Origin of the sequence: Streptomyces sp. NPDC005799, from assembly GCF_040630525.1 — a bacterium.
Classification (GTDB): Bacteria; Actinomycetota; Actinomycetes; order Streptomycetales; family Streptomycetaceae; genus Streptomyces; species Streptomyces griseorubiginosus_B.
In genome coordinates this window covers 92,206-114,801 of record NZ_JBEXXQ010000029.1, presented here as the reverse complement: position 1 = coordinate 114,801, position 22,596 = coordinate 92,206, and the positions used below count along the sequence as shown (strand labels likewise).

The following is a 22,596-nucleotide window of genomic DNA, read 5'->3' as shown; positions in this document are numbered from 1 at the left end:
CCCAAACACCCCTCATCGGAGCCGCACATGAACAGACACCACCCCCCAGGTGTCTTCCGGCGCACGGCGACTGCCGTGGCCGCCGGCACGCTGGCCCTCGCGGGCGCCGTGGCGCTGCCCGCCGCCGACGCGCACGCGGACACCACCGCCAAGGGCGACGTCATCGCCAACCTCTGGGAATGGAACTGGGACTCCGTCGCCTCCGAGTGCACCCAGGTGCTGGGCCCCGCGGGCTACGGCGCGGTGCAGGTCGCGCCCCCCGCGGAGTCGCTCAAGCAGTCCAGCTACTACTGGTGGGATGTCTACCAGCCCTACTCCTACGACCTGAACAGCCGCTTCGGGACGGCGGCGAAGTTCACGTCGATGGTGAGCACCTGCCACCAGGCCGGCGTCAAGGTCTACACGGACGCGGTGATCAACCACACCGCCGCCCAGACCGGCACCGGCTACAACGGCACGACGATCACCAGCAAGTACGACACCCCGGAGTGGGCCCGCGCCGACTACCACGACTCCTCGGACTGCCCCACCTCCGACCTGACCATCCAGGACTACTCCAACCTCACCCAGGTCCAGAACTGCGAACTGCTCGGCCTGCCCGACCTGCGGACCGGTTCCGACCACGTCCGCACCGGCATCGCCGACTACCTCAACTCCCAGCTCGCCCTGGGCGTCGACGGCTTCCGCGTGGACGCGGCCAAGCACATCCCCGAGGCCGATCTGGCGGCGATCGAGTCGAAGCTGACGAACACGACGTCCGGGACGGCGCCGTACGTCTTCCAGGAGGTCTACCCGGGCTCGACCCCGCAGCCCGCGGACTACTACGCCTCCGGTGACGTCCTCGACTTCACCTACGCGAGCAAGCTGAAGTCGGCCTTCCAGGGCAACGTCAGCGACCTGGCGTCGATCGAGAGCAGCGGCATCCTGCCGGCCGCCAACTCGGTGTCCTTCGTGACCAACCACGACACCGAGCGCAACGGCCTGCACCTGTCCTACAAGGACGGCGACACCTACAAGCTCGCCAACCTCTTCCAGCTGGCCTACAAGTGGTCGACGCCGACCGTGTACGCCGGCTGGGAGTGGACCCAGAGTGACCAGGCCCCGCCGAACTCCTCGGGCTTCGTGACGAACACGGACTGCGCGAACGGCTCCTGGTACTGCCTGGACCGGGACACCGCGGTGGTCGGCATGGTGGCCTGGCACAACGCGGCCGACAGGGCGGCCGTCTCCAACTGGCAGACCAAGTCCTCCACCGTCATCGGCTTCGGCCGCTCCGGCGCGGGCTTCTTCGCCCTCAACAACGGCTCCGCGTCCGCCACTTACACCTTCACCACCGGCATGGCGGACGGCACGTACGCCAACGTGATCGACGGCGGCGCGAGCAAGGTGACGGTGTCGGGCGGCAGCGCTTCGATCACCGTCCCCGCCAAGAGCGCGGTCGCCTTCTACAACGCCTCCTACACCTGCACGGTCGGCTGCGGCGACACCGGCGGCGGCTCCTCCGGCTCCACGGTCGAGGCCACCTTCAACGAGTACGCGTCCACGACGTCCGGCACGAGCGTCTACGTCGTCGGCTCCATCCCGGCGCTCGGCGGCTGGGACACCTCGAAGGCGATCCCGCTGTCCTCCTCCGGCTACCCGGTCTGGTCGGGCGAGGTCAGCGTGCCGATCAACACGTCCTTCACCTTCAAGTACCTGAAGAAGGACAGCTCGGGGAACGTCACCTGGGAGTCGAACGCCAACAGGTCCGCCACGACCACGTCCTCGGCGGTCTCCCTGAACAACTCCTGGAACGTGGCGGACACGGACGCCACCGACGTCACCTTCCACGAGACGGCGACGACCGCCTGGGGCACCAACGTCTACGTCGTCGGCTCCCTCGCCTCCCTCGGCGCCTGGAACCCGAGCGACGCGATCCCGTTGTCGTCGGAGTCGTACCCGACATGGAGCAAGCTGGTGATCGTCCCCAAGAGCACGGCCTTCACGTACAAGTACGTCAAGAAGGACGGCTCCGGGAACGTGACCTGGGAGTCCGGAACCAACCGCTCGTTCACGACGGGCAGTTCGTCGGGGTACTCCACGAACGACACCTGGAAGTGACGGGCATGGGGGCGCGGTCGCACCGTCCGTGGTCGCGCCCCCGTGACGTCACCAGGGCACCTCCCCCTCGTCCTCGAAGAAGCCGCCGCTCGGACCGCCGTCGGGGAGGGTGGCGAGCCGGATCGCGACGGCCGCGCCCTGCTGCGGGGTGCGGACCCCTCGGAAGCCGTTGAGGTCGGTCGCGCAGTATCCGGGACAGGCCGCGTTGATCAGGATGTCCGTGTCGCTCAGCTCCTTGGCGTACTGCACGGTCACCGCGTTGAGGAAGGTCTTCGACGGCGCGTAGGCGACGGCGATCGGACCCACCTCGGTACCGGGCGTGGACTGCCGGGTGAGGGAGCCGACGCTGCTGGACATGTTGACGATCCGCGGCGCCCGCGAGCGACGCAGCAGCGGCAGCATCGCGTTGGTGACGCGGATGACGCCGAGCACGTTGGTCTCCACCGCCGTCCGTACCGTCGCCACGTCGACCGTGGTCGGCAACTGCTCCATGCCGCCGGTGATGCCCGCGTTGTTGACCAGCACGTCCAGGCGTCCGGCGCGGTCCTCGACCAGCTTCGCCGCCTGGGCCACGCTCGCGTCGTCGGTCACGTCGAGCGGTACCCCGAACGCGTCGACGCCGGCCGCCCGCAGCTTCGCCACGGCGCTCTCGCGCCGCTCCTCGTCCCGCGCGCCGACCCCGAGCAGCCAGCCCAGGGCGCCCAGGCCCGCCGCGATCTCGTATCCGATGCCTTTGTTCGCGCCGGTCACCAGCGCGATCGTCTGTTCGCTCATACCGTCGATCCTGGTCGAGCCCCCTGGGCGCGGGCCAACACCGATCGGGTGGGCGGCGATACCGCCCGGGTATCGATCCAGGTGCGGCCGAGTACGCTGGCGGTGTGGAGACGCGTGAGCTGCGGTACTTCGTCGCCGTCGCGGAGGAGCTGCACTTCGGCAGGGCCGCCGAGCGGCTCGGGATGGCGCAGCCCCCGCTGTCACGGGCGATCAGCCTGCTCGAACGGCGCCTCGGCGCCACGCTTTTGCAGCGGACCAGCCGTGCGGTCACCCTGACCGAGGCCGGTGCGGTGCTGCTGCGGGAGGCCCGGGCGGCGCTGGACGCGGTGGAGGCCGCCGAGCGCCGGACCCGACGCGCCGCCCTCGCGGCGACCGGCCGCCCCGGCGTGGTCCTCGCCACCAAGGCCGGCGCCTCCAGCGAGCTGCTGGCGAAACTGCTCGACGCCTACGCCGCCGAACCCGACGCCGTCGCCGTCGATCTGCTGCTGTGCGGGATCGGCGAGCAGGAGGGCATGCTGCGCGACGGCCGGGCCGACGTGGCGCTGCTGCATCTGCCGTTCGACACCACCTCCGGCTTCGACACCGAGGAGCTCCGCACGGAGGAACAGGTGGTGATCCTGCCGGCCGGACACCCCCTCGCCGCCCGGAGCGAGGTACGGACGGCCGAGGTCACCGAGCTGCCCGACCTGCCGCTGCCCCGATGGCCCGACCGCGACGGAACGTACCCGGACGGTCCCGGACCACAGGCCCGGGACCACGCCCAGTTGCTCCAGCTGATCGCGCTCGGCCGCACCTGCTGGATCGCGCCGGAGTCGAGCCGGACCCAGCTGCCGGACGGCCTGGCCGTCGTGCCGGTGGTGGACGCCCCGGCGGTCACGACCGTCATCGCCTGGCCGCCGCACAGCCGCTCCCGAGCCGTCGCCGGGCTGGTCAGGGCCGCGACCCGGCTCTGACCGGCCCGGGATGTTCTCGTCAGTCCGCCGTGAACCACACCGTCGTGTCCGCCGGCACCTTCGTCTCGCCGTCCGCCTCGGTCACCTCACCGCTGGCCAGCAGGACACGGCCGTACGCCGGAGTCGTCACCGACTCCCCGCCGGTGTTGGCGACGCACACGAACTCCCCGCGCCGGAAGGCGAGTACGCCCTCGGGGGCACGCAGCCACTCCACCGAGTCACCGGCGCCGAGGTCGGGGTGGTCACGGCGGACGGCGAAGGCGGTGCGGTACAGCTCCAGCGTCGAACCCGGCGTCCCCGTCTGCGCCTCCACGCTCAGCTCTCCCCAGCCGGCCGGCTGCGGCAGCCAACTCCCGCCGCCGCCGAAGCCGTACGACGATCCCGTGCGCGTCCACGGGATCGGCACCCGGCAGCCGTCACGGAAGCCGTCCTGGCCGGCGCCCCGGAAGTACGCCGGGTCCTGGCGCACCTCGTCCGGGAGGTCGACGACGTCCGGCAGACCGAGCTCCTCGCCCTGGTAGACGTAGGCCGACCCGGGCAGCGCGAGCATGAGCAGCGTGGCCGCCCTGGCCCTGCGCAGCCCGAGTTCGCGGTCGCCGGCCAGCCGGATCTGGGTGCCGAGGCCGGGTGGGTTGGCGAAGCGGGTGGCGTGCCGGGTGACGTCGTGGTTGGACAGGACCCAGGTGGCGGGGGCGCCGACGGGACGCATCGCCTCGAGCGTGCGGTCGATGACCTCGCGCAGTTCGCTCGCGTCCCAGGCCGTCGCCAGGTACTGGAAGTTGAAGGCCTGGTGGAGCTCGTCGGAGCGGACGTAGTTGGCGGTGCGCTCGACGGTCGGGGTCCACGCCTCGGCAACAAAAATGCGCTCACCGCTGTACTCGTCGAGGATCAGCCGCCACTGGCGGTAGATCTCGTGCACACCGTCCTGGTCGAAGAACGGCATGACATCGTTGCCCAGCAGTTTGACCTGGTCGTGGGAGCCGAGGTCGGGCAGACCCGCCGCCTTCACGAGGCCGTGGGCCACGTCGATGCGGAAGCCGTCGACGCCCATGTCCAGCCAGAAGCGCAGGATGGAGCGGAACTCGTCGCCGACGGCCGGGTGTTCCCAGTTGAAGTCGGGCTGCTCGGGGGCGAAGAGGTGCAGATACCACTCGCCGGGGGTGCCGTCCGGCTCGGTCACCCGCGTCCAGGCCGGGCCGCCGAAGATCGACTCCCAGTCGTTGGGCGGAAGCTCCCCGTTCACGCCCTTGCCGGGACGGAAGTGGTAGCGGTCGCGCAGGGGCGAGCCCGGGCCTTCCCTGAGCGCCCGCTTGAACCACTCGTGCTGGTCGGAGGAGTGGTTGGGCACCAGGTCGACGATGATCCGCAGACCCAGCTCCCGCGCGTCACGGATCAGCGCGTCCGCGTCGAGCAGGTTGCCGAACATCGGATCGACGGCCCGGTAGTCGGCGACGTCGTAGCCGGCGTCGGCCTGCGGGGAGGCGTAGAAGGGGCTGAGCCACACGGCGTCGACGCCCAGATCGCGCAGGTACGGCAGTCGGGAACGTACGCCTTCCAGATCCCCCATGCCGTCACCGTTGCTGTCGGCGAAGCTGCGCGGATAGACCTGGTAGATCACCGCGTCCCGCCACCAGTCGCTGCGCTGGGCTTTGGCGGGGTTCGGTGCCGGGGCGATGGCGGTGTGCTGCTGGCTCATGGCGTCCTTGGTGCGGTGGGGGTCCCCGCTCGAGCGAATTCGAGAGTGGGGGAGGGGTCATGGGGTCAGGTGTGCGTACAGCGGTGCTGACGAGACGGCCGCGGTGACAGCGGGGTCGGATGGACACCGCGGCCGTCTCGGGTTTCGGGTGCGGCGCCGTCGTGGCTGGTCGCGCAGTTCTTCGCGCCCCTTTCGGGGCGCTGCTGAACCGGCGATTCAGCCCTTCGTTCCGCCGGCCGTGAGACCGGTCACCAGGTTCTTCTGGACGAGGTAGAAGAACGCGGACACCGGTATCGCGATCAGCACCGCGGTCGCGGCCATCAGGTTGCGCTGGGCGTCGTGCTCGCTGACGAAGGTCTGCAGACCGACCGCGAACGTGTACTTCGTGTCGGACAGCATGAACGTCGACGCGAACGCGACCTCGCCGAAGGCCGTGAGGAAGCTGTAGAAGGCCGCGACCGCCAGGCCCGGCTTGGCGAGCGGCAGGATCAGTCGCGCGAACGTGCCGAAGGGGGTCAGCCCGTCGACGCGTCCGGCCTCGTCGATCTCGAACGGGATGGTGTCGAAGTAGCCCTTGAGCAGCCAGGCGCAGTACGGCACCGCGGTCGAGCAGTAGACCAGGATCAGTCCAAGGTAGCTGTCGATGAGCTCGAGGTCCGAGAGGATCTGGTACATCGGCACCATGAGTACGGCCACCGGGAACATCTGGGTGAGCAGAAGCACCCACATGAACTTCCGGTAGCCCGGAAAGCGCATCCGGGAGACCGCGTACCCGGTGGTGGCCGCGATCAGCACGCCGATGACCGTCGTACCCAGCGAGACGATCAGCGAGCTCTTCAGCCAGTCGAAGAACTCGGTGTGCCGCAGCACGAACGAGTAGTTGGTGAACGTCATCTTCTTCCAGATACCGCCCGGATGGAGGTAGTCGTCCTTGTCCGGGCCGAGCGAGAGGAAGATCAGCCAGACGATCGGGAAGAGCGCGATCAGGCTGGCGACGATCAGGATGCCGTGCGAGGTGAGCTTCCCCGGCAGGCTCTGCTCGCCGCGGCGGCGGAAGCGCCGGCCGGCCGGTGCGGGGCGGGCCGCGCGCGCCTCGGCGGAGGTCTCGACGGTGGTCGTACTCATGGGAACTCCTGCCTCAGATCGCGAGCTGCTGCTCGTTGCGGTTCAGCCAGCGGCGGTAGAACGAGGTGAAGACGATCAGGATGGCCAGCAGCAGCATGCCGTAGGCGGCGGACTGTGCGAAGTCGCGCGGCTGCTGTCCGAAGCCGAGGTAGTACGCCCAGGTGACGAGGATCTGCGCGTCGGGGGCCGTGTTGCCGAACAACAGGAAGATCACCGCGAACTGGTTGAAGGTCCAGATGATGCCGAGGAGTACGACGGTGGAGCTGACCGACCTCAGACCCGGAAGAGTGACGAAGCGGAACCGCTGCCAGGCGCTCGCGCCGTCCATCTCGGCGGCCTCGTACAGCGAGGTGTCGATGGACTGCAGGCCGCCGAGCAGCGAGACCATCATGAACGGCACACCGCACCAGGTGTTGACCATGATGGCGGCGAACCGCTGCCAGAAGGTGTCCTCCAGCCAGTCCGGCGTCGGCAGGTGGAGCGCGTGCAGGAACGAGTTGATGATCCCGCCGTCGGCGAGCATGAACCGCCAGCCGAAGACGGTGACGAAGGTCGGCACGGCCCAGGGCAGGATCAGCACCAGCCGGTAGAAGGTGCGGCCGCGCAGCTTCTGGTTGAGCAGCAGGGCGAGGCCGAGACCGATCGTGTAGTGCAGGGCGACGCACAGGGCCGTCCAGACGATCGTCCAGACGAAGTGCGACCAGAAGCGGTCGTAGGAGGTCGGGCCGAACAGGATGTCCTTGTAGTTGTCGAGCCCGATGAACTTGTACGTTGCGTCGATGTGGTTGACGCCGATCGTACGCGCGGTGTTGAGGCTGTTGGCGTCGGTGAGCGTCAGATACAGGCCGTACACCAGGGGGTACAGCACGAGGACGCCGAGCACGACGGCCACGGGGGTGATCATCGCGTAGGCGTACCAGTGCTTCTGGTAGCCGCGCTTGAGGCGTTGGACGACGACTGTCATGGTTCTCGGCACCTTCGAGGGGATCAAGGAGTACGGCGCGCAGGCCGGTGGCCGCCGGGTCCCTCCCCCATGTTCAAGGGATCCGGCGGCCACGCGGGGCTTACTTGCTGAAGTCCGGCACCAGCTTGGCGATGGCCAGCTCAGCGTTGCTCAGGCCCTTGTCCAGGGACTCCTTGCCGCCGGCGATCTTCGGCAGCTCGGTGTCCAGCGGACCCCACAGGGAGCTGTACTCCGGCAGCGCGGGGCGCGGCTGGGCGGCGGGCAGGACGGTCTGGAAGCCGGCGATGCCCGGGTCGGCCTTGACCTCGGCGGTGTAGGCGTCGTCACGCGTCGGCAGCGTGGAGTTCTTCAGCGCGATCTCGGTCTGGGACTTCGCTGAAGTCATGAAGTTGACGAACTTCAGGGCCGCCTTCTGGTGCGCGGAGTCCGAACCGGCGTACACCGACAGGTTGTGGCCGCCGGTCGGGGCACCCGCCTTGCCGCTGGAGCCGGCCGGGACGGTGGCGATGCCGAGGTTGGACTTGTCCTTGAAGGCGCTGCCCTTGTAGAAGTTCGTGATCTCCCACGGGCCCTGGATGATCGCGGCGACCTTGCCGTTGACGAACGCGTCCTGGATGTGGGAGTAGGCGTCGGCGGTGGTGTCCGCCTTGTGCAGGCCCTTGCCGGAGAAGAGGCTCAGCCAGGTGCCGTAGGCCTTCTTCGCGGCGTCCGAGTCCACAGTGATCTTCTTGCCGGAGGCGTCGACGGTGTCGGTGCCCTCGCCGTAGAGGAAGGTCTGCGCGTAGTAGGCCTGGGTGGAGCCCCAGTAGCCGTCGACCTTGGCCTTGTCCTTGACCTTCGCGGCGTCCGCCTTCAGCTCGTCCCAGGTCTTGGGGGCGTCGGTGATGCCGGCCTGCTTGAACAGGGCCTTGTTGTAGACGAGGGCGAGGGTGTCGGTGACCAGCGGGACGCCGTAGGTCTTGCCCTCGTACTGGGCCTGCTTGACCAGGTTGGGCTGGAACTTGCTCTGATCGGCGAGGGCCTCGGTGCCGTCCAGCGGCAGGAAGAAGCTCTTCTTGGCGAAGGCGGGGGTCCAGCCGACCTCGGAACGCAGCACGTCCGGGGCGCCCTTGGAGCCGGCGGCGGTGTCGAACTTGTTCTGCGCCTCGCTGAACGGGACGTTGACGTAGTTGACCTTGATGCCCTTGTTGGCGGCCTCGAACTCCTTGACCAGGGCCTTGTAGGTGGGTGCCTCATTGGTGGCGTTGGAGGTGTCCCACCAGGTGATGGTGACCGGACCGTCCGACTTGCCGCTGCCGCTGTCGCTTCCGCCGCAGGCCGTCGCCGCGAGGGCGAGGGACGCCACCAGCGCGGTGGCCGCTATGCCACGCCGCATGAGTTCTCCTTGAGGGTGAGCCCGTGTTACTGCCGACTGCGCCGTCGCGGCGGCCGGGCGACAGGGAACGTAACAGCGATGCAAGCGTTGCGAAAGACCTTGCTGCAAAAAACTGCAAGGGACGCCGGAAGTTACCTCGCCGTGACTCCTCATCAACCCCGACGAGACCCGAAAACAGGCGCGTCTGCGGGCTTGAGCGGCCCGGAGCCGGGTTGTGCAAGACTCTGCAAGCTCTTGCCATCCGGCTCCGGCACGGGAATCATCCCCATGCGGGACAAGGTGCACCGACCAGAACAGAGGGACCGCGATGACGATACGGCCGGTACAGTCCGGTGCCGTGACCACACGGCTTGCCGACATCGCCGCTCAGGCGGGGGTGAGCGAAGCGACCGTCAGCCGCGTCCTCAACGGCAAGCCGGGCGTCGCCGCCACCACCCGCCAGTCCGTGCTCGCAGCACTGGACGTGCTCGGCTACGAGCGTCCCGTAAGGCTGCGGCAACGCAGCGAGGGCCTGGTGGGCCTGATCACCCCGGAGCTGGAGAACCCCATCTTCCCGGCCCTGGCCCAGGTGATCGGCCAGGCGCTGACGCGGCAGGGCTACACCCCGGTACTCGCCACCCAGACCCCCGGCGGCTCCACCGAGGACGAGCTGACGGAGATGCTCGTCGACCGCGGGGTGGCCGGCATCATCTATGTCTCCGGGCTGCACGCCGACACCACCGCCGACATGGAGCGCTACGAACGCCTGCGCGCCCACGGCGTGCCCTACGTCCTGGTGGACGGCTTCTCGCCGAAGGTGCAGGCCCCCTTCATCTCGCCCGACGACCGCGCCGCGATGACCCTCGCGGTCACCCACCTCGTCTCCCTCGGCCACACCCGTATCGGCCTCGCCCTCGGCCCGAAGCGTTTCGTGCCGGTGCAGCGCAAGATCGAGGGCTTCGTCCGCGCGATGCAGGACCAGCTCGGACTGACCGCGGACAAGGTGGAGACCGACCTCGTCCAGCACTCGCTCTACACCCTGGAGGGCGGCCAGGCCGCCACCACCGCGCTGATCGCCCGCGACTGCACGGCCATCGTGTGCGCGAGCGACATGATGGCGCTCGGCGCCATCCGCGCGGCCCGCCAGCACGGCTTCGACGTACCGCGGGACATCTCCGTGGTGGGCTTCGACGACTCCCCGCTGATCGCCTTCACCGACCCGCCCCTGACCACGATCCGCAAGCCGGTGCCGGCGATGGGCCAGGCAGCGGTGCGCACGTTGCTTGAGGAGATCGGCGGTACGCCCGCGCCGCACAGCGAGTTCGTCTTCATGCCGGAACTGGTGGTCCGGGGCTCGACGGCGTCGGCGCCCGGGGAGCGGAATCGTCCCTAGGGCGGAGAATCCGCGATTTTTCCCCGTGCGCTGGGAGTAGGCGCGCCCGTCCGTCTGTTGTAGAACATGCGCCCCGGACCAGACCGGGGGATGATCGGTGACAGAACGCATTTCTGGCAGACTTTGTGCCTATGGGTGACTCGACCGTGACCAGTCTGGAAGACCGTGATCAGACGGCCGTTCCGGACCCCGTCACGGCCCCGGACAGGCCGCGGTTCCTGCGACGACTGCGTACCCCGCGCAGACCCCGCCTGTGGTTCGAGATCCTGCTGATCGGGGTGAGTTACTACACGTACTCACTCATCCGCAACGCGGTACCGGAGCAGCGAAACGAAGCCCTGCGCAACGCCGACTGGATCTGGAGAGCCGAGCACCACCTGGGCATCGCCGTGGAGGAGTCCGTCAACCACGCGGTCAACTCCGTGACTTGGCTGATCGTCGGCATGAACTACTACTACGCCACCTTGCACTTCATCGTCACGCTGACCGTCCTGGTATGGCTCTACCGCAGCCACCCGGGCCGCTACGCGGCGGCGCGACTGGTGCTCTTCGCCACCACCGGTGTGGCCCTGGTCGGCTACTACCTCTATCCCCTCGCCCCGCCCCGCCTGATGAACGGCAGCACCTTCATCGACACGGTCACGGCCCACCAGACCTGGGGTTCGATGGCCTCCGGCGACCTCAAGCACATGTCCAACCAGTACGCCGCGATGCCGTCCATGCACATCGGCTGGTCCCTGTGGTGCGGCCTGACGATCTTCACCCTGGCCCGCATCCCCTGGGTCCGCGTCCTCGGTCTCCTCTACCCGGCGGCCACCCTGATGGTGATCGTCGCCACGGCCAACCACTTCTGGCTCGACGCGGTGGGCGGCATCCTCTGCCTGACCTTCGGCTTCACGGTGGCCCGCCTCTGGTACGGCGCACTGCCGTACTCACTCCCCCAACTGGTCGCTGACGACACGAAGAGGCGCCCGCTGCCGACGAGGGTGTGACCACGCGCCCACGGCGGAAAGGGGACGGGGCGGGGGGTGTCCGCCCGCAGTGTCGGGCGTCAACAAACAGCACCACACGACCCACAGCACCGCCCGACCGAGGACGGACACCCCCGCCCCGGCCCCGACCCACCACCAAACCGTAGGCGCCACGCGCACCCCCACCGAACCCGCACAGGCGCCGCAGGCATAGACGCTCACCCCCGATGCACCACATGCCCCCCGGTCACCGTCAACCGCACCGGCGCCTGGGCCACCTCGTCCGCCGGCGCCTCCACGGGATCAACCCCCAGAGCCGTCAGGTCGGCGCGGTACCCCACGGCGACGCGCCCCGCCACCCCCTCCTCCCCCGCCGCGCGGGCCGCATGACTGGTGCACCCTTCCAGCGCCTCCAGCCCGCTCAGCCCCGCCCGCCACGACGCCGCCCCCCGCGGCGCCCGCGCGGTCGCCAGCACGGCCCGCACGTCGTACGGCGCGATCGGCCAGTCCGACCCCAACGCCAGTGTGGCGCCCGCGTCACGCAGGTCCCGCAGCCGCCACGCACGCCGAGCCCGCTCACCCCCCAGCCGCCGCGACCACTCGTCCGTACCGTCGGCCCGCGTGTACCCGGTGTGCGGCGGCTGCATCGATGCGGCGACCCCCAGCTCCGCGAACCGCGGCAGCAACGCGTCCGGCGCCGTCTCGATGTGCTCGATCCGATGGCGGCCGTACGCCGTGGGCCCCAGCCCCGCCACCACCCGCAGCACATGCCCCACCGCCGCGTCCCCGATCGCGTGCGTGGCCGTACCCACTCCGGCCCGGTGCAGATGCCGTACGGCGGCCGCGTACGCCTCGGGGTCCGGCCAGAACGCTGCCGTGCCCTGCCCGTGGCAGTCCGCGTGCTCCAGCCAGGCGGTACCACCCTCGACCGTGCCGTCCATGAAGAACTTGACCCCGGCGACCCGCCAGTGCCGCCCACCGCGCCCCTGCGACGCGACCAGCTCCGCCAGCCCGTCCTCGGACACTCCCGGCATGCACCACGGAGCGAACCGCAGCCGGACCGGCAGCACGGTCTCCCGGGCCACCGACTCGACGAGCTCCGGATCGCCCGCGTCCATGACGTGCGCCCCGGTCAGCCCGGTCGCCGCCATCGCCGACAGCAGCTCCACCAGCCGGGCGCGCCGGGCCGCGTACGACGCCCGGGGCACGACGTCGGCGAGGAGATCCATCGCCGCGTGTTCCACGAGGTGGCCGGTGGGCCGTCCGGAGGTGTCGCAGACCACCTCCGAGCGCTGGGCGAAGGCCCGCGGACCCGTCACGCCGGCCGCCGCGAGCGCCGCGCCGGTCACCAGCGCCGAGTGACCGTCGTACAGACGCAGGAAGGCCGGCGCACCCCCGAGGACGTCCTCGACGAGCGCGCGGTCGACGGGCCGCCCCTCGAACGCGTTGTGGTCGAGGCCGAAGCCCAGGACCCATCCGTCGGTCCGCCCGGCCCCGGCGAGGGCCGCCCGCAGCCCCGCCAGGTCCGTCACCCCCGACAGATCGACCCCGGTCGCCATGTCCAGCCCCCACACCGGGTGACTGTGCGCGTCGACAAGGCCGGGCACGAGGTGCGCCCCGTCCAGGGACACGACCTCGCTGCCGGGCCCGCGCCATGCGCGTACGTCCCCCTCGTCGCCGACCGCCACGATCACCCCGTCGCGTACGGCGACGGCGGTGGCGTGGGGCCGCTCGGGGTCGAGGGTGCGGACCTTGGCGCCGGTGAGGATCAGGTCGGGGGTTGCCATGAGGCGATGAACTCCTTTGTCCGGTAGGACTATTCGACGAGGGCGTCGGGCTCGGCAGGCTCGGCGGCGAAGCCGGCGTACACCTGCGGCCGCCGGCGACGCAGCCACCACGCGAGGACCAGACCGACGACGAACACCGCGGGCGCCGTGACGATCAGGATCGTGTTGACGGTCGTGGACGCGCCGGTGAACAGGTCGATGTGCGTGATGACGAGCCCTATCGCGGTCGCGAGCAGCACCGCCGCGAGGACCGGCGCGACGACCGTGCGCAGGACGCCCTCCTGGTGGCTGACCCGACGGAAGTAGCAGGGCACGGCGATCGCGACGAGGAGCTGGAGGACGAACAGGCCGATCATGCCCGGGGTGTTCACCCACAGCAGCAGCTGCTGGTACGGGTCGGCGTGCGCCGCCCAGAAGGCCACGACCACGACCGCGCCGAGGACGGTCTGGGCGATCCCGGCGACGTACGGAGAGCGGTGCCGGGGGTGGACACGGCCCCACGCCTTCGGCAGGACGCCCTCCTCGGCGAGCGCGAGGGCGTACCGGTTGATCGCGTTGTGGAAGGCGAGCAGCGAGGCGATGACGCTGGTGACGATGAAGACGTGCATCAGGTCGGCCGCCCAGGAACCCACATACGTGGTGATGGCGGAGAAGAACAGCCCGCCGGGGTCCTTGGCGGCCGCCGCGATGACCTGGCTGTTGCCGAAGGCCTGGATGACGATCCAGACCATGAAGGCGTAGAAGAGGCCGAGGAAGGCGATGGCCACGTAGGTGGCGCGCGGGATGGTGCGGTTCGGGTCGCGGGCCTCGCGGCGGTAGATGACGGTCGACTCGAAGCCGGTGAACGCGGCGAAGGCGAAGGCCAGGACGACCGCCGTGCCGGAGACGAACACGTGTCCCGGCGCGAAGGCGGCGCCCGACAGCCCGTGTGCGCCGCCCTTGACCAGGACACCGCCCGCGAGCAGCACCAGGATGCCGGTCTCGGCCGCCAGGAGCACGCCCAGCACCTTGGCGCCGAAGTCGATCGAGCGGAAGCCGCCGTAGCCGATGAGGAGCAGTCCGGCGAGGGAGATCGGCAGCCAGGGGACGTCGGCGCCGAAGAGGGCGTGCAGGGTGTCCTTGGTGGCGGAGGCGAGGAGGCCGTAGACGCCGATCTCCATGCCGTTGTAGCCGATCAGGGCGAGCAGGGCGGCACCGATGCCGACGGCGGGGCCGAGACCGCGGGTGATGTAGGCGTAGAAGGCGCCGCCGCTCTTCACATGGCGGCTCATGGTGGTGAAGCCGACGGCGAAGACGGCGAGGGTGATGCCGGCGATGAGATAGCCGGCGGGGGCGCCGATGCCGCCGAGCAGGATCGCGAGCGGGGCGACGCCTGCCATGACGGTGAGCGGGGCGGCGGCGGACACCACGAAGAACGCGATGTCGGCGGTGCCGAGGGAGCCGGAGCGGAGCGTCGTGGTGCCGGGTGGCGTGCTCTCCGCGGAGGTATCGGGGGTGGTGACGGACATGGGCGAAGCCCTTCGAGCGCGACGGACGGGGAGGGTTCCGGGCGTGCGGGGTGGCCGGCGTTCCCGGAGCACGTCGTGATCCGGGCCCGTAAATCTAAAGGCTTTCGGTTTCGGCAATGTAGCCTCCTCCTGGGCATCCGGGAAGACCTCCAGGGGGAACACAGACATGGGACGGCCGCGCACACCGCTCCTCGACCGTGAGCGCATCACCACCACGGCGCTGGAACTCGTGGACGAGCAGGGCGACTTCAGCGTGCCGCAGATCGCGAAGCGGCTCGGCGCGCAGACTGGCTCGGTGTATCACCATGTGGACGGCCGGGACGGCATCGTGGAGCTGCTGCGCGAACGGGTCGCCTCCGCGATCGACCCGGGGACGCTGGACGCGACGCCGTGGGACACAGCACTGGAGGCCTGGGCCCGCTCCTACCGCGCTGCCTTCGCCGCCCACCCAAAGGCGATCCCGCTGCTGATGACATCACCCGTACGAGCGCCCCGGGTCCTGGAGCAGTACGAGCGCGCGGTCACTCTTCTGCTCGACGCGGGCTTCGCCCCGGCCGAGGTGATGCCCCTGCTGATCGCCCTGGAGAACCTGATCCTGGGCTCGGCCCTGGACCTCGCGGCACCGGAGACGATGTGGGAGCTGACGGAGGAGGTGCCGACGCCCCGGCTGGCGGAGGCCTTGGCCGCGGTGGGCGAGGGCCGGGCGGACCGGGCGTTCGAGGTGGGGTTGGCCGGCTACCTCCGTCACGCACGGGCACTGCACCAGGCCTCCGCCCCGTAGAGAGCTCAGGCCTAGGCTCCGTAGAGAACTCAGACCTAGGCCCCGTAGAACAGCGTCTCCACAACCCCCCGAGCCCTCCGCGCCGTACGCCGGTACGCGTCCAGCATGTCCCCCACATGCCCGTCCGCGTACCCCAAGTACCGCCCCACGGCGGCCAGTTCCCGCCCCCCGGAGGGAAACGTGTCGCCCGCCCTCCCGCGCACCAGCATCACCGCGTTGCGCACCCGCGTGGCCAGTACCCATGCCTCGTCGAGGATGGACGCGTCCTCCGGCGAGATGAGCCCGGCCTCCCGCGCGGCGGCGAGCGCCTCCCGGGTCCGGGTCGTCCGCAGCCCCGACTCGGCCCGCCCGTGCTGGAGTTGCAGCAGCTGTACGGTCCACTCCACGTCGGACAGCCCGCCCGGCCCCAGCTTGGTGTGCAGCTTCGGGTCGGCACCGCGAGGCAGCCGCTCCGACTCCATACGGGCCTTCAGCCGCCGGATGTCCCGGACGGCGTCGTCGCCGAGCCCGCCCGCCGGATACCGCAGCGGATCGATCAGCTCGACGAACCGCCGCCCCAACTCCTCGTCCCCGGCGACGGGTTCGGCCCGCAGCAGCGCCTGTGACTCCCAGACGAGCGACCACCGGCGGTAGTACGCCTCGTAGGACTTGAGTGTGCGCACCATCGGCCCCGACTTGCCCTCGGGCCGCAGGTCGGCGTCGATGAGCAGCGGCGGGTCCGCGCTCGGGATCTGCAGCAGCCTTCGCATCTCGGAGACCACCTTGTTCGCCGCGTCGGAGGCCTCCCGCTCCTCCACGCCCTCGCGCGGCTCGTGCACGAACAGGACGTCCGCGTCGGAGCCGTAGCCCAGTTCGTGGCCGCCGAAGCGGCCCATGCCGATGATCGCGAACCGGGTGGGCAGGGTGTCGCCCCAGCCTCCCCATCGCACCACCGCGCGCAGGGTGCCCGCGAGGGTGGCCGCCGTCAGGTCGGAGACCGCGCCGCCGACCCGGTCCACCAGCGCGCCCTGGTCGGCCTCGGCGGGCTGTGTCTCGGTGCCGTAGGAGCCGACGATGTCGGCGGCGGCCGTGCGGAACAGCTCGCGGCGGCGGACACCGCGGGCCGCCGTGACGCCCTGGGCCGCGCCGTCCGCGCGGCCGACCGCGGCCAGTATCTCCTGCTCCAGATGGTCCCGCCCGCGCGGCTCCAGTCCCCCGCCGCCGTCTGCGTCCCCGAGCAGCGCGACCGCCTCCGGTGCCCGCATCAGCAGATCGGGGGCGAGCCGTCCGGCGGAGAGCACGCGCGCGAGGTTCTCGGCGGCGGCGCCCTCGTCCCGCAGCAGCCGCAGATACCAGGGGGTCTTGCCCAACGCGTCCGACACCTTGCGGAAGTTGAGCAGACCGGCGTCAGGGTCGGCCGAGTCCGCGAACCAGCCGAGCAGAACGGGCAGCAGAGTGCGCTGGATGGCGGCCTTGCGGGTGACCCCGGAGGCCAGCGCCTCCAGGTGGCGCAGTGCGGCCGCCGGGTCGGCGTACCCGAGCGCGACCAGCCGCTCACGGGCCGCCTCGGGGCTCAACCGGGCCTCTCCTGGGGCGAGTTGGGCGACGGCGTCGAGGAGCGGCCGGTAGAAGAGCTTCTCGTGCAGCCGTCGTACGACCGCCGCGTGCCGGCGCCATTCGCGGTTCAGGGCGACGACCGGGTCGGTGCGCAGCCCCAGGGAGCGGCCGAGGCGGCGCTGGTCGGCCTCGGCCTCGGGGACGAGGTGGGTGCGGCGCAGTCGGTAGAGCTGGATGCGGTGCTCCATGGAGCGCAGGAAGCGGTAGGCGTCGTCGAGCTGGACGGCGTCCTCCCGGCCGACATAGCCGCCCGCCGCGAGCGCCTGGAGCGCGTCGAGGGTCGTGCCGCTCCTGAGGGACGTGTCCGCCCGTCCGTGCACCAACTGCAGCAGCTGGACGGCGAATTCGACGTCCCTGAGGCCGCCGGGGCCGAGCTTCAGCTCGCGGTCGATCTCGGCGGCCGGGATGTTCTCCACCACCCGGCGGCGCATCTTCTGCACGTCGGTGACGAAGTTCTCCCGCTCGGCGGCCTGCCAGACGAGGGGTTCGAGGGCGGCGACGTACGCCTCGCCGAGCTCGGTGTCGCCGGCCACCGGGCGGGCCTTGAGCAGGGCCTGGAACTCCCAGGTCTTGGCCCAGCGCTGGTAGTAGGCGAGGTGGCTGGAGAGGGTGCGCACCAGGGGGCCGTTGCGGCCCTCGGGACGCAGGTTGGCGTCGACGGGCCAGATGGAACCCTCGACGGTGGTCTCCGAGCACACCCGCATCATGTGCGAGGCCAGCCTGGTGGCGGACCTGAGCGCCTTGCCCTCGTCGGCGCCCTCGACGGCCTCCCCGACGAAGATGACGTCGACGTCGGAGACGTAGTTGAGCTCGTGGCCGCCGCACTTGCCCATCGCGATGACCGCTAGGCGGCACAGCGCGGCGTCCTCGGGGGCGGCGGCGCGGGCGATGGCGAGCGCGGCGCGCAGGGTGGCGGTGGCGAGGTCGGCGAGCTCGGCGGCCGTCTCGGCGACATCGGTGGTGCCGCACACGTCCCGGGCGGCGATGGACAGCAGACAGCGGCGGTAGGCGACGCGCAGCGACACCGGGTCGGTCGCCTCCACCAGGCCGCGCTCGAACTCCTCGACCCCCGGGTGCAGGTCCCGCGGTTCGTAGGTGACCAGCGCGTGCCAGTCGCGCGGGTGCCGGGTGAGGTGGTCGGCGAGCGCGGCGGAGGCACCGAGGACGCCGAGCAGCCGGTCCCGGAGCGGCTTGGCCGCTATCAGGGTGTCGAGCAGCTCCCGGCGCGCCGTGGGAGCGGGCTGCGCTTCGAGCAGTCGTACGAGACCGTGCAGCGCGAGGTCGGGGTCGGCGGTGGCACCCAGGGCATCCAGCAGCACCGGGTCGTTGCGCACGGGCGTGAGTTCGGCGCTGTCCAGGAGCCGCTCGGCGGCGGAGGGATCGGTGAAGCCGTGCCGCAGCAGCCGAGTGAAGGTACTGCTCCTGCGCCCCGGCGCCGTCATCCCGGACCTCCCTCGGATCAGGTTCGTACTGGCCAGAGCCTAACCGGAGCCACTGACACAGGCCCCTGGGCGTGCGGCGCCGAGTTCTCGCCGGGGCGCGCACGGCGATCCTGTGGCGCCCGGGAGCGATATGGGCTTCGGTAGGAGGGAGCCGTTCGGCGAGAGGCACGACAGACGCACGACCGAAGCACGACAGACGCACGACCGACGTTCGACGAAGGAGTCGTTCCATGGACATGAGTCTCGAAGTGATCCTTCTGCCCGTCTCCGACGTGGACCGGGCGAAGGAGTTCTACCGGGACAAGGTCGGCTTCCATGTGGATCTCGACGGCGAGGTGATGGAGGGCGTGCGGATCGTGCAGCTCACGCCACCTGGCTCGGGCTGTTCGATCGCGCTGGTGGACGGCCTGCAGGTGCCGACGGGGACGCCTCGGCCGGGCACGTACCACGGCATGCAGCTGTGCGTGACGGACGCCAAGGCGGCGTACGACGAGCTGACCGCGCGCGGTCTTGACGTGACCGAGCCGCAGCAGTTCGCGCCGCAGGACGGGGCCACCTTCATGTACTTCAAGGACCCCGACGGCAACGGCTGGGCGATCCAGGAGTACCGGCGCCGGGCCACCGAGCCGCTCCACCAGGTGCTGGCCCAGCTGGCCGCCGAGCGGCAGTAGTTCACCCGCTCTTCACCCACCGGGTTGGGCGACGTGAGCCCCGGGAATGTTGGCGTGTGCATGCTCTGTCCGCACCGCCAGCCCCGCCCCTTCCCCCCTCCGGAGGTTGATGTGTCCGGCAGTACCGCAAGTCCTGCCCGTCCCCGCGCCCACCGCGGCCGGGCCGCGCTCGCGTCCGCGGTCGCCTTCACGGCGGCGGCCGTCGGCCTGTGGACCGGCCTCGGCGGTTCCTCGTCCGCGGCCTCGGCCGTGCCGACCCCGGACCACGTGGTCGTCGTGGTCATGGAGAACCACGCCTACAGCCAGGTCATCGGCTCCTCCAGCGCCCCGTACATCAACTCGCTGAAGACCGGCGGCGCCAACCTGACCCAGTCGTACGCGATCACCCACCCGAGCCAGCCCAACTACTACGCCCTGTTCTCCGGCTCCACCCAGGGCGTCACCGACGACAGCTGCGTCACCCCGGGCTTCTCCTCCGCCGCCAACCTGGCCTCCGAGGCGATCGCCGCGGGCCGCACCTGGGCCAGCTACAACGAGTCGCTGCCCAGCCAGGGCTCGACCACGTGCAGCAGCGGCGACTACGCGCAGAAGCACGACCCGTGGTTCGGCTTCAAGAACGTGCCGACATCCAGCGCGAAGACGTTCGCGCAGTTCCCCACGGACTACTCGACGCTGCCGCAGATCTCCTTCGTCACCCCCAACCTGTGCAGCGACATGCACGACTGCTCGGTGTCCACCGGTGACACCTGGCTGAAGAACAACCTGGGCGGCTACGCCACCTGGGCCAAGACCCACAACAGCCTCCTCGTCATCACCTTCGACGAGGACAACCGCCTCTCCGGCAACCGCATCCCGACGGTCCTGTACGGCCAGCCGGTCACCGCGGGTTCGTCCTCCTCCACCACCTACAACCACTACGACCTGCTGCGCACCCTGGAGGACACCCAGGGCCTGTCCGCGCACGCGGGCAACGCGGCGTCCGCCCAGGACATCACCGGCATCTGGGCGTCCTGACGTGTACGTAGCGGACAGCCGCGCGAGCAAGCCGGCGTCCGCGGAGGGCGCCGCCCGGCCCACACCGGCCGGGCGGCGCCGTGCCGCGGTCGCGCCCACCGTCCTCGCGCTCGGCACCGTCAGCCTGATCACGGACGTCTCCTCGGAGATGGTGACGGCCGTCCTCCCCCTGTACCTGGTGGCGGGCCTGGGCCTGTCCCCGCTGGGCTTCGGCCTCCTGGACGGTATCTACAACGGCTTCTCGGCACTCGTACGCCTGGCCGGCGGCCATCTGGCCGACCGGGGCGGCGGCCGCCACAAGTGGGTGGCGGGTCTCGGTTACGGCATCTCGGCCCTGTGCAAGCCTCTCCTGCTGCTGGCCCACTCCCTCACCCCCATCGGCCTGGTCCTGGCCGCCGACCGCACGGGCAAGGGGCTGCGTACGGCCCCTCGCGACGCGCTGATCTCCCTGTCCTCCACGCCCGAGACCCGGGGCCGCGCCTTCGGTGTGCACCGCGCGATGGACACGGCGGGCGCGCTGCTCGGCCCGCTGGCGGCGTTCCTGATCCTGCGGGCCACGGTGGACGGCTACGACGCGGTGTTCACGGTGAGCTTCTGCGTGGCGGTGGCCGGGGTGCTGGTCCTGGTGCTGTTCGTACCGGGATCGTCGTCCGCGCCGGCGATCGAGGCGGCCGTACGCCCCACACTGCGCGCCGCGGTCGGACTGCTCCGCCACCGGGACGTCCGCCGCATCACCGTCTGCGCGCTGCTGCTGGGGCTGGCGACGGTGAGCGACTCCTTCGTGTACCTGCTCCTGCAACGCCGTCTCGGCGTCCCCGACCGCTGGTTCGCCCTCCTCCCCCTCGGCACGGCGGCGGCGTTCCTGCTGCTGGCGGTGCCGCTGGGCCGACTGGCCGACCAGGTGGGCAGCCGGCGGGTCTTTCTGGCCGGTCACGGCGCCCTGCTCCTCGCCTACACCCTCCTGCTCACCTCCTGGCACGGCACGTTCCTGCCGTACGCGGTGCTGCTCCTGCACGGCACCTTCTACGCGGCGACCGACGGTGTACTGATGGCGGCGGCCTCGGACAACGTGCCGGAGGCGCTGCGCTCGTCGGGCCTCGCGGTGGTGCAGACGGGTCAGGCACTGGCCCGTTTCGCCTGCTCGCTGGGGTTCGGCGCGGCCTGGTCCCTGTGGGGCGACCGCACGGCGTTGCTCGCGTCGACGGCAACGTTGCTGCTGTGCGCGACCGTGTCCCTGGCCTTTCTCCGTCCCGCGGCACGGGAGAACACCTGATGACGCCGAGGAGCGACCGCACGACACTGCCGGTGCGGTTGCCGTGTGCGACCGTGGCCCACCTGTTCCTACGCCCCGCGGCTCGGGAGTACGCCTGATGACCATCCGCAACCGCGTCCTGATCCTCCTGGCGGCCGTGATCGCCCTGGCGGCGGTGGCCGTGGCGGCGGTGTTGCACGCCTCCGCCCGCGCGGAACGCCGGGACCGGGCCCAGCCGGGCGGCCCGCGCGTGACCTCGGGGACGGTCACGCTCACGACCCCCGGCCGCATGGTCTTCCGCAACATGGCGTGGGGCCCGCACCGCGACGAACTGGCCACGGTCCCGGCGTCCGACCCCTCGGGCCCCCGCACCGCCTCGGGCGTCAAGTGCCTGCGCTTCTACGCCGCTTCGGGCACGGGAGTGTGCCTGCAGGCGGTCCACGGCCCGGTCTCGGACACGTACCGCGCGCTGATCCTGGACGCGCACCTGCGCACCCGGGCCCACTACGACGTCCCCGGCATCCCGTCCCGCGCCCGCGTCTCCCCGACGGGCCGCTTCGCCGCGTGGACGGCCTTCGTGGGCGGCGACTCGTACGCCGGCACGAACTTCTCGACACGAGCCGCGATCGTGGACGTCCGCACAGGGAAGCTGACGTCCTCCCTGGAGGCGTACCGCATCCTGAAGGACGGCCACGTCTACCACGCCCCGGACGTCAATTTCTGGGGCGTGACGTTCGCAGGGGACGACCGCACGTTCTACGCGACGCTGGCCACGGGCGGCAGCACCTACCTGGTCCGGGGAGACCTCCACACCCGAACCGTCACAACGCTCCACCAGAACGTCGAATGCCCGTCCCTCTCCCCCGACGGCACCCGCATCGCCTACAAGAAACGAGTCAAGGGCCTCCCGAAGGACGCCCCTTGGCGCCTGTACGTCCTCGACCTCCGCACGATGCACGAAACCCCGCTCGCGGAGCCCCGAAGCGTGGACGACCAGGCAGTCTGGCGCGACAACCGCACCCTGGTCTACGCCCTCCCGGGCGACTACGGAGCGGACCTGTACACAATCCCGTCGGACGGCACGGGCAAGCCCCAACGCATCAGCACGGCGGCGGTGTCTCCCGCCTACCTGACGCAGTGATCCGCTGACGGGAAGGGCGGCCGGCCCCTCACCCACCGATTCCGAAGGACAGTCCCTTTTGATCACGGTTGGCG

General features: G+C 70.6%; 17 protein-coding genes. 9 read left to right on the top strand and 8 right to left on the bottom strand.

All coding sequences use genetic code 11. The annotated features are described in order from the left end of the window. Nucleotides 1–27 precede the first annotated feature (27 nt). Nucleotides 28–2,100: a carbohydrate-binding module family 20 domain-containing protein gene (locus tag ABZ453_RS27315; RefSeq protein ID WP_359018656.1), complete on the top strand. Its 2,073-nt coding sequence runs from the start codon at nt 28–30 to the stop codon at nt 2,098–2,100. Nucleotides 2,101–2,148: 48 nt separating this feature from the next. On the opposite strand, the gene ABZ453_RS27310 is transcribed toward ABZ453_RS27315, so the two are convergent. Further along, nucleotides 2,149–2,874, bottom strand: a complete 726-nt coding sequence (locus ABZ453_RS27310) for an SDR family oxidoreductase (protein WP_359018654.1) — start codon at nt 2,872–2,874, stop codon at nt 2,149–2,151. Between the two features lie 104 nt (nt 2,875–2,978). Here ABZ453_RS27310 and ABZ453_RS27305 point away from each other — a divergent pair, with 104 nt between their 5' ends. After that, complete coding sequence (locus ABZ453_RS27305) at nt 2,979–3,827, top strand: LysR family transcriptional regulator (RefSeq protein WP_359018652.1); 849 nt, start codon at nt 2,979–2,981, stop codon at nt 3,825–3,827. Between the two features lie 19 nt (nt 3,828–3,846). On the opposite strand, the gene ABZ453_RS27300 is transcribed toward ABZ453_RS27305, so the two are convergent. The 4 genes from ABZ453_RS27300 to ABZ453_RS27285 all read right to left on the bottom strand — a co-directional run bounded on the left by ABZ453_RS27300 (nt 3,847) and on the right by ABZ453_RS27285 (nt 8,987). Then, complete coding sequence (locus ABZ453_RS27300) at nt 3,847–5,523, bottom strand: glycoside hydrolase family 13 protein (RefSeq protein WP_359018650.1); 1,677 nt, start codon at nt 5,521–5,523, stop codon at nt 3,847–3,849. A 216-nt stretch (nt 5,524–5,739) separates the two neighbouring features. Further along, the gene (locus ABZ453_RS27295) at nt 5,740–6,648 is read right to left on the bottom strand and encodes an ABC transporter permease subunit (RefSeq protein ID WP_359018648.1); all 909 of its coding nucleotides are present in this window, start codon (nt 6,646–6,648) and stop codon (nt 5,740–5,742) included. A gap of 13 nt (nt 6,649–6,661) precedes the next feature. Next, complete coding sequence (locus tag ABZ453_RS27290) at nt 6,662–7,612, bottom strand: sugar ABC transporter permease (RefSeq protein ID WP_359018646.1); 951 nt, start codon at nt 7,610–7,612, stop codon at nt 6,662–6,664. A 100-nt stretch (nt 7,613–7,712) separates the two neighbouring features. After that, on the bottom strand, nt 7,713–8,987 hold the full coding sequence (locus tag ABZ453_RS27285) for an extracellular solute-binding protein (RefSeq protein ID WP_359018644.1): 1,275 nt from the start codon (nt 8,985–8,987) through the stop codon (nt 7,713–7,715). A 337-nt stretch (nt 8,988–9,324) separates the two neighbouring features. Here ABZ453_RS27285 and ABZ453_RS27280 point away from each other — a divergent pair, with 337 nt between their 5' ends. Together ABZ453_RS27280 and ABZ453_RS27275 are read left to right on the top strand one after the other, a co-directional pair. Next, nucleotides 9,325–10,359 carry a LacI family DNA-binding transcriptional regulator gene (locus tag ABZ453_RS27280; protein WP_356771538.1) on the top strand — a complete coding sequence of 345 codons (1,035 nt, stop codon included), beginning with the start codon at nt 9,325–9,327 and terminating at the stop codon, nt 10,357–10,359. A 131-nt stretch (nt 10,360–10,490) separates the two neighbouring features. Next, entirely contained in the window at nt 10,491–11,351 is an 861-nt protein-coding gene (locus ABZ453_RS27275) for a phosphatase PAP2 family protein (protein WP_359018641.1), read from the top strand. A gap of 197 nt (nt 11,352–11,548) precedes the next feature. On the opposite strand, the gene ABZ453_RS27270 is transcribed toward ABZ453_RS27275, so the two are convergent. Next, nucleotides 11,549–13,117 (bottom strand): amidohydrolase, encoded by a 1,569-nt coding sequence (locus ABZ453_RS27270; RefSeq protein WP_359018639.1) that lies wholly within the window; start codon nt 13,115–13,117, stop codon nt 11,549–11,551. Between the two features lie 29 nt (nt 13,118–13,146). Next, the gene (locus tag ABZ453_RS27265; protein WP_359018637.1) at nt 13,147–14,625 is read right to left on the bottom strand and encodes an APC family permease; all 1,479 of its coding nucleotides are present in this window, start codon (nt 14,623–14,625) and stop codon (nt 13,147–13,149) included. A 166-nt stretch (nt 14,626–14,791) separates the two neighbouring features. On the opposite strand from ABZ453_RS27265, the gene ABZ453_RS27260 reads away from it, so the two are divergent. Further along, entirely contained in the window at nt 14,792–15,406 is a 615-nt protein-coding gene (locus ABZ453_RS27260; protein ID WP_359018635.1) for a TetR/AcrR family transcriptional regulator C-terminal domain-containing protein, read from the top strand. A gap of 35 nt (nt 15,407–15,441) precedes the next feature. On the opposite strand, the gene ABZ453_RS27255 is transcribed toward ABZ453_RS27260, so the two are convergent. After that, nucleotides 15,442–18,444: a bifunctional [glutamine synthetase] adenylyltransferase/[glutamine synthetase]-adenylyl-L-tyrosine phosphorylase gene (locus ABZ453_RS27255; protein ID WP_359018633.1), complete on the bottom strand. Its 3,003-nt coding sequence runs from the start codon at nt 18,442–18,444 to the stop codon at nt 15,442–15,444. Between the two features lie 230 nt (nt 18,445–18,674). On the opposite strand from ABZ453_RS27255, the gene ABZ453_RS27250 reads away from it, so the two are divergent. From ABZ453_RS27250 to ABZ453_RS27235, 4 genes are all read left to right on the top strand, one after another. After that, entirely contained in the window at nt 18,675–19,115 is a 441-nt protein-coding gene (locus ABZ453_RS27250; protein ID WP_359018631.1) for a VOC family protein, read from the top strand. Between the two features lie 111 nt (nt 19,116–19,226). Further along, the gene (locus tag ABZ453_RS27245; protein ID WP_359018629.1) at nt 19,227–20,129 is read left to right on the top strand and encodes an alkaline phosphatase family protein; all 903 of its coding nucleotides are present in this window, start codon (nt 19,227–19,229) and stop codon (nt 20,127–20,129) included. A gap of 1 nt (nt 20,130) precedes the next feature. After that, nucleotides 20,131–21,402, top strand: coding sequence for an MFS transporter (locus tag ABZ453_RS27240; protein ID WP_359018627.1), 1,272 nt, complete (start codon nt 20,131–20,133; stop codon nt 21,400–21,402). A gap of 97 nt (nt 21,403–21,499) precedes the next feature. Continuing rightward, nucleotides 21,500–22,522: a TolB-like translocation protein gene (locus ABZ453_RS27235; RefSeq protein ID WP_359018625.1), complete on the top strand. Its 1,023-nt coding sequence runs from the start codon at nt 21,500–21,502 to the stop codon at nt 22,520–22,522. Nucleotides 22,523–22,596 lie beyond the last annotated feature (74 nt).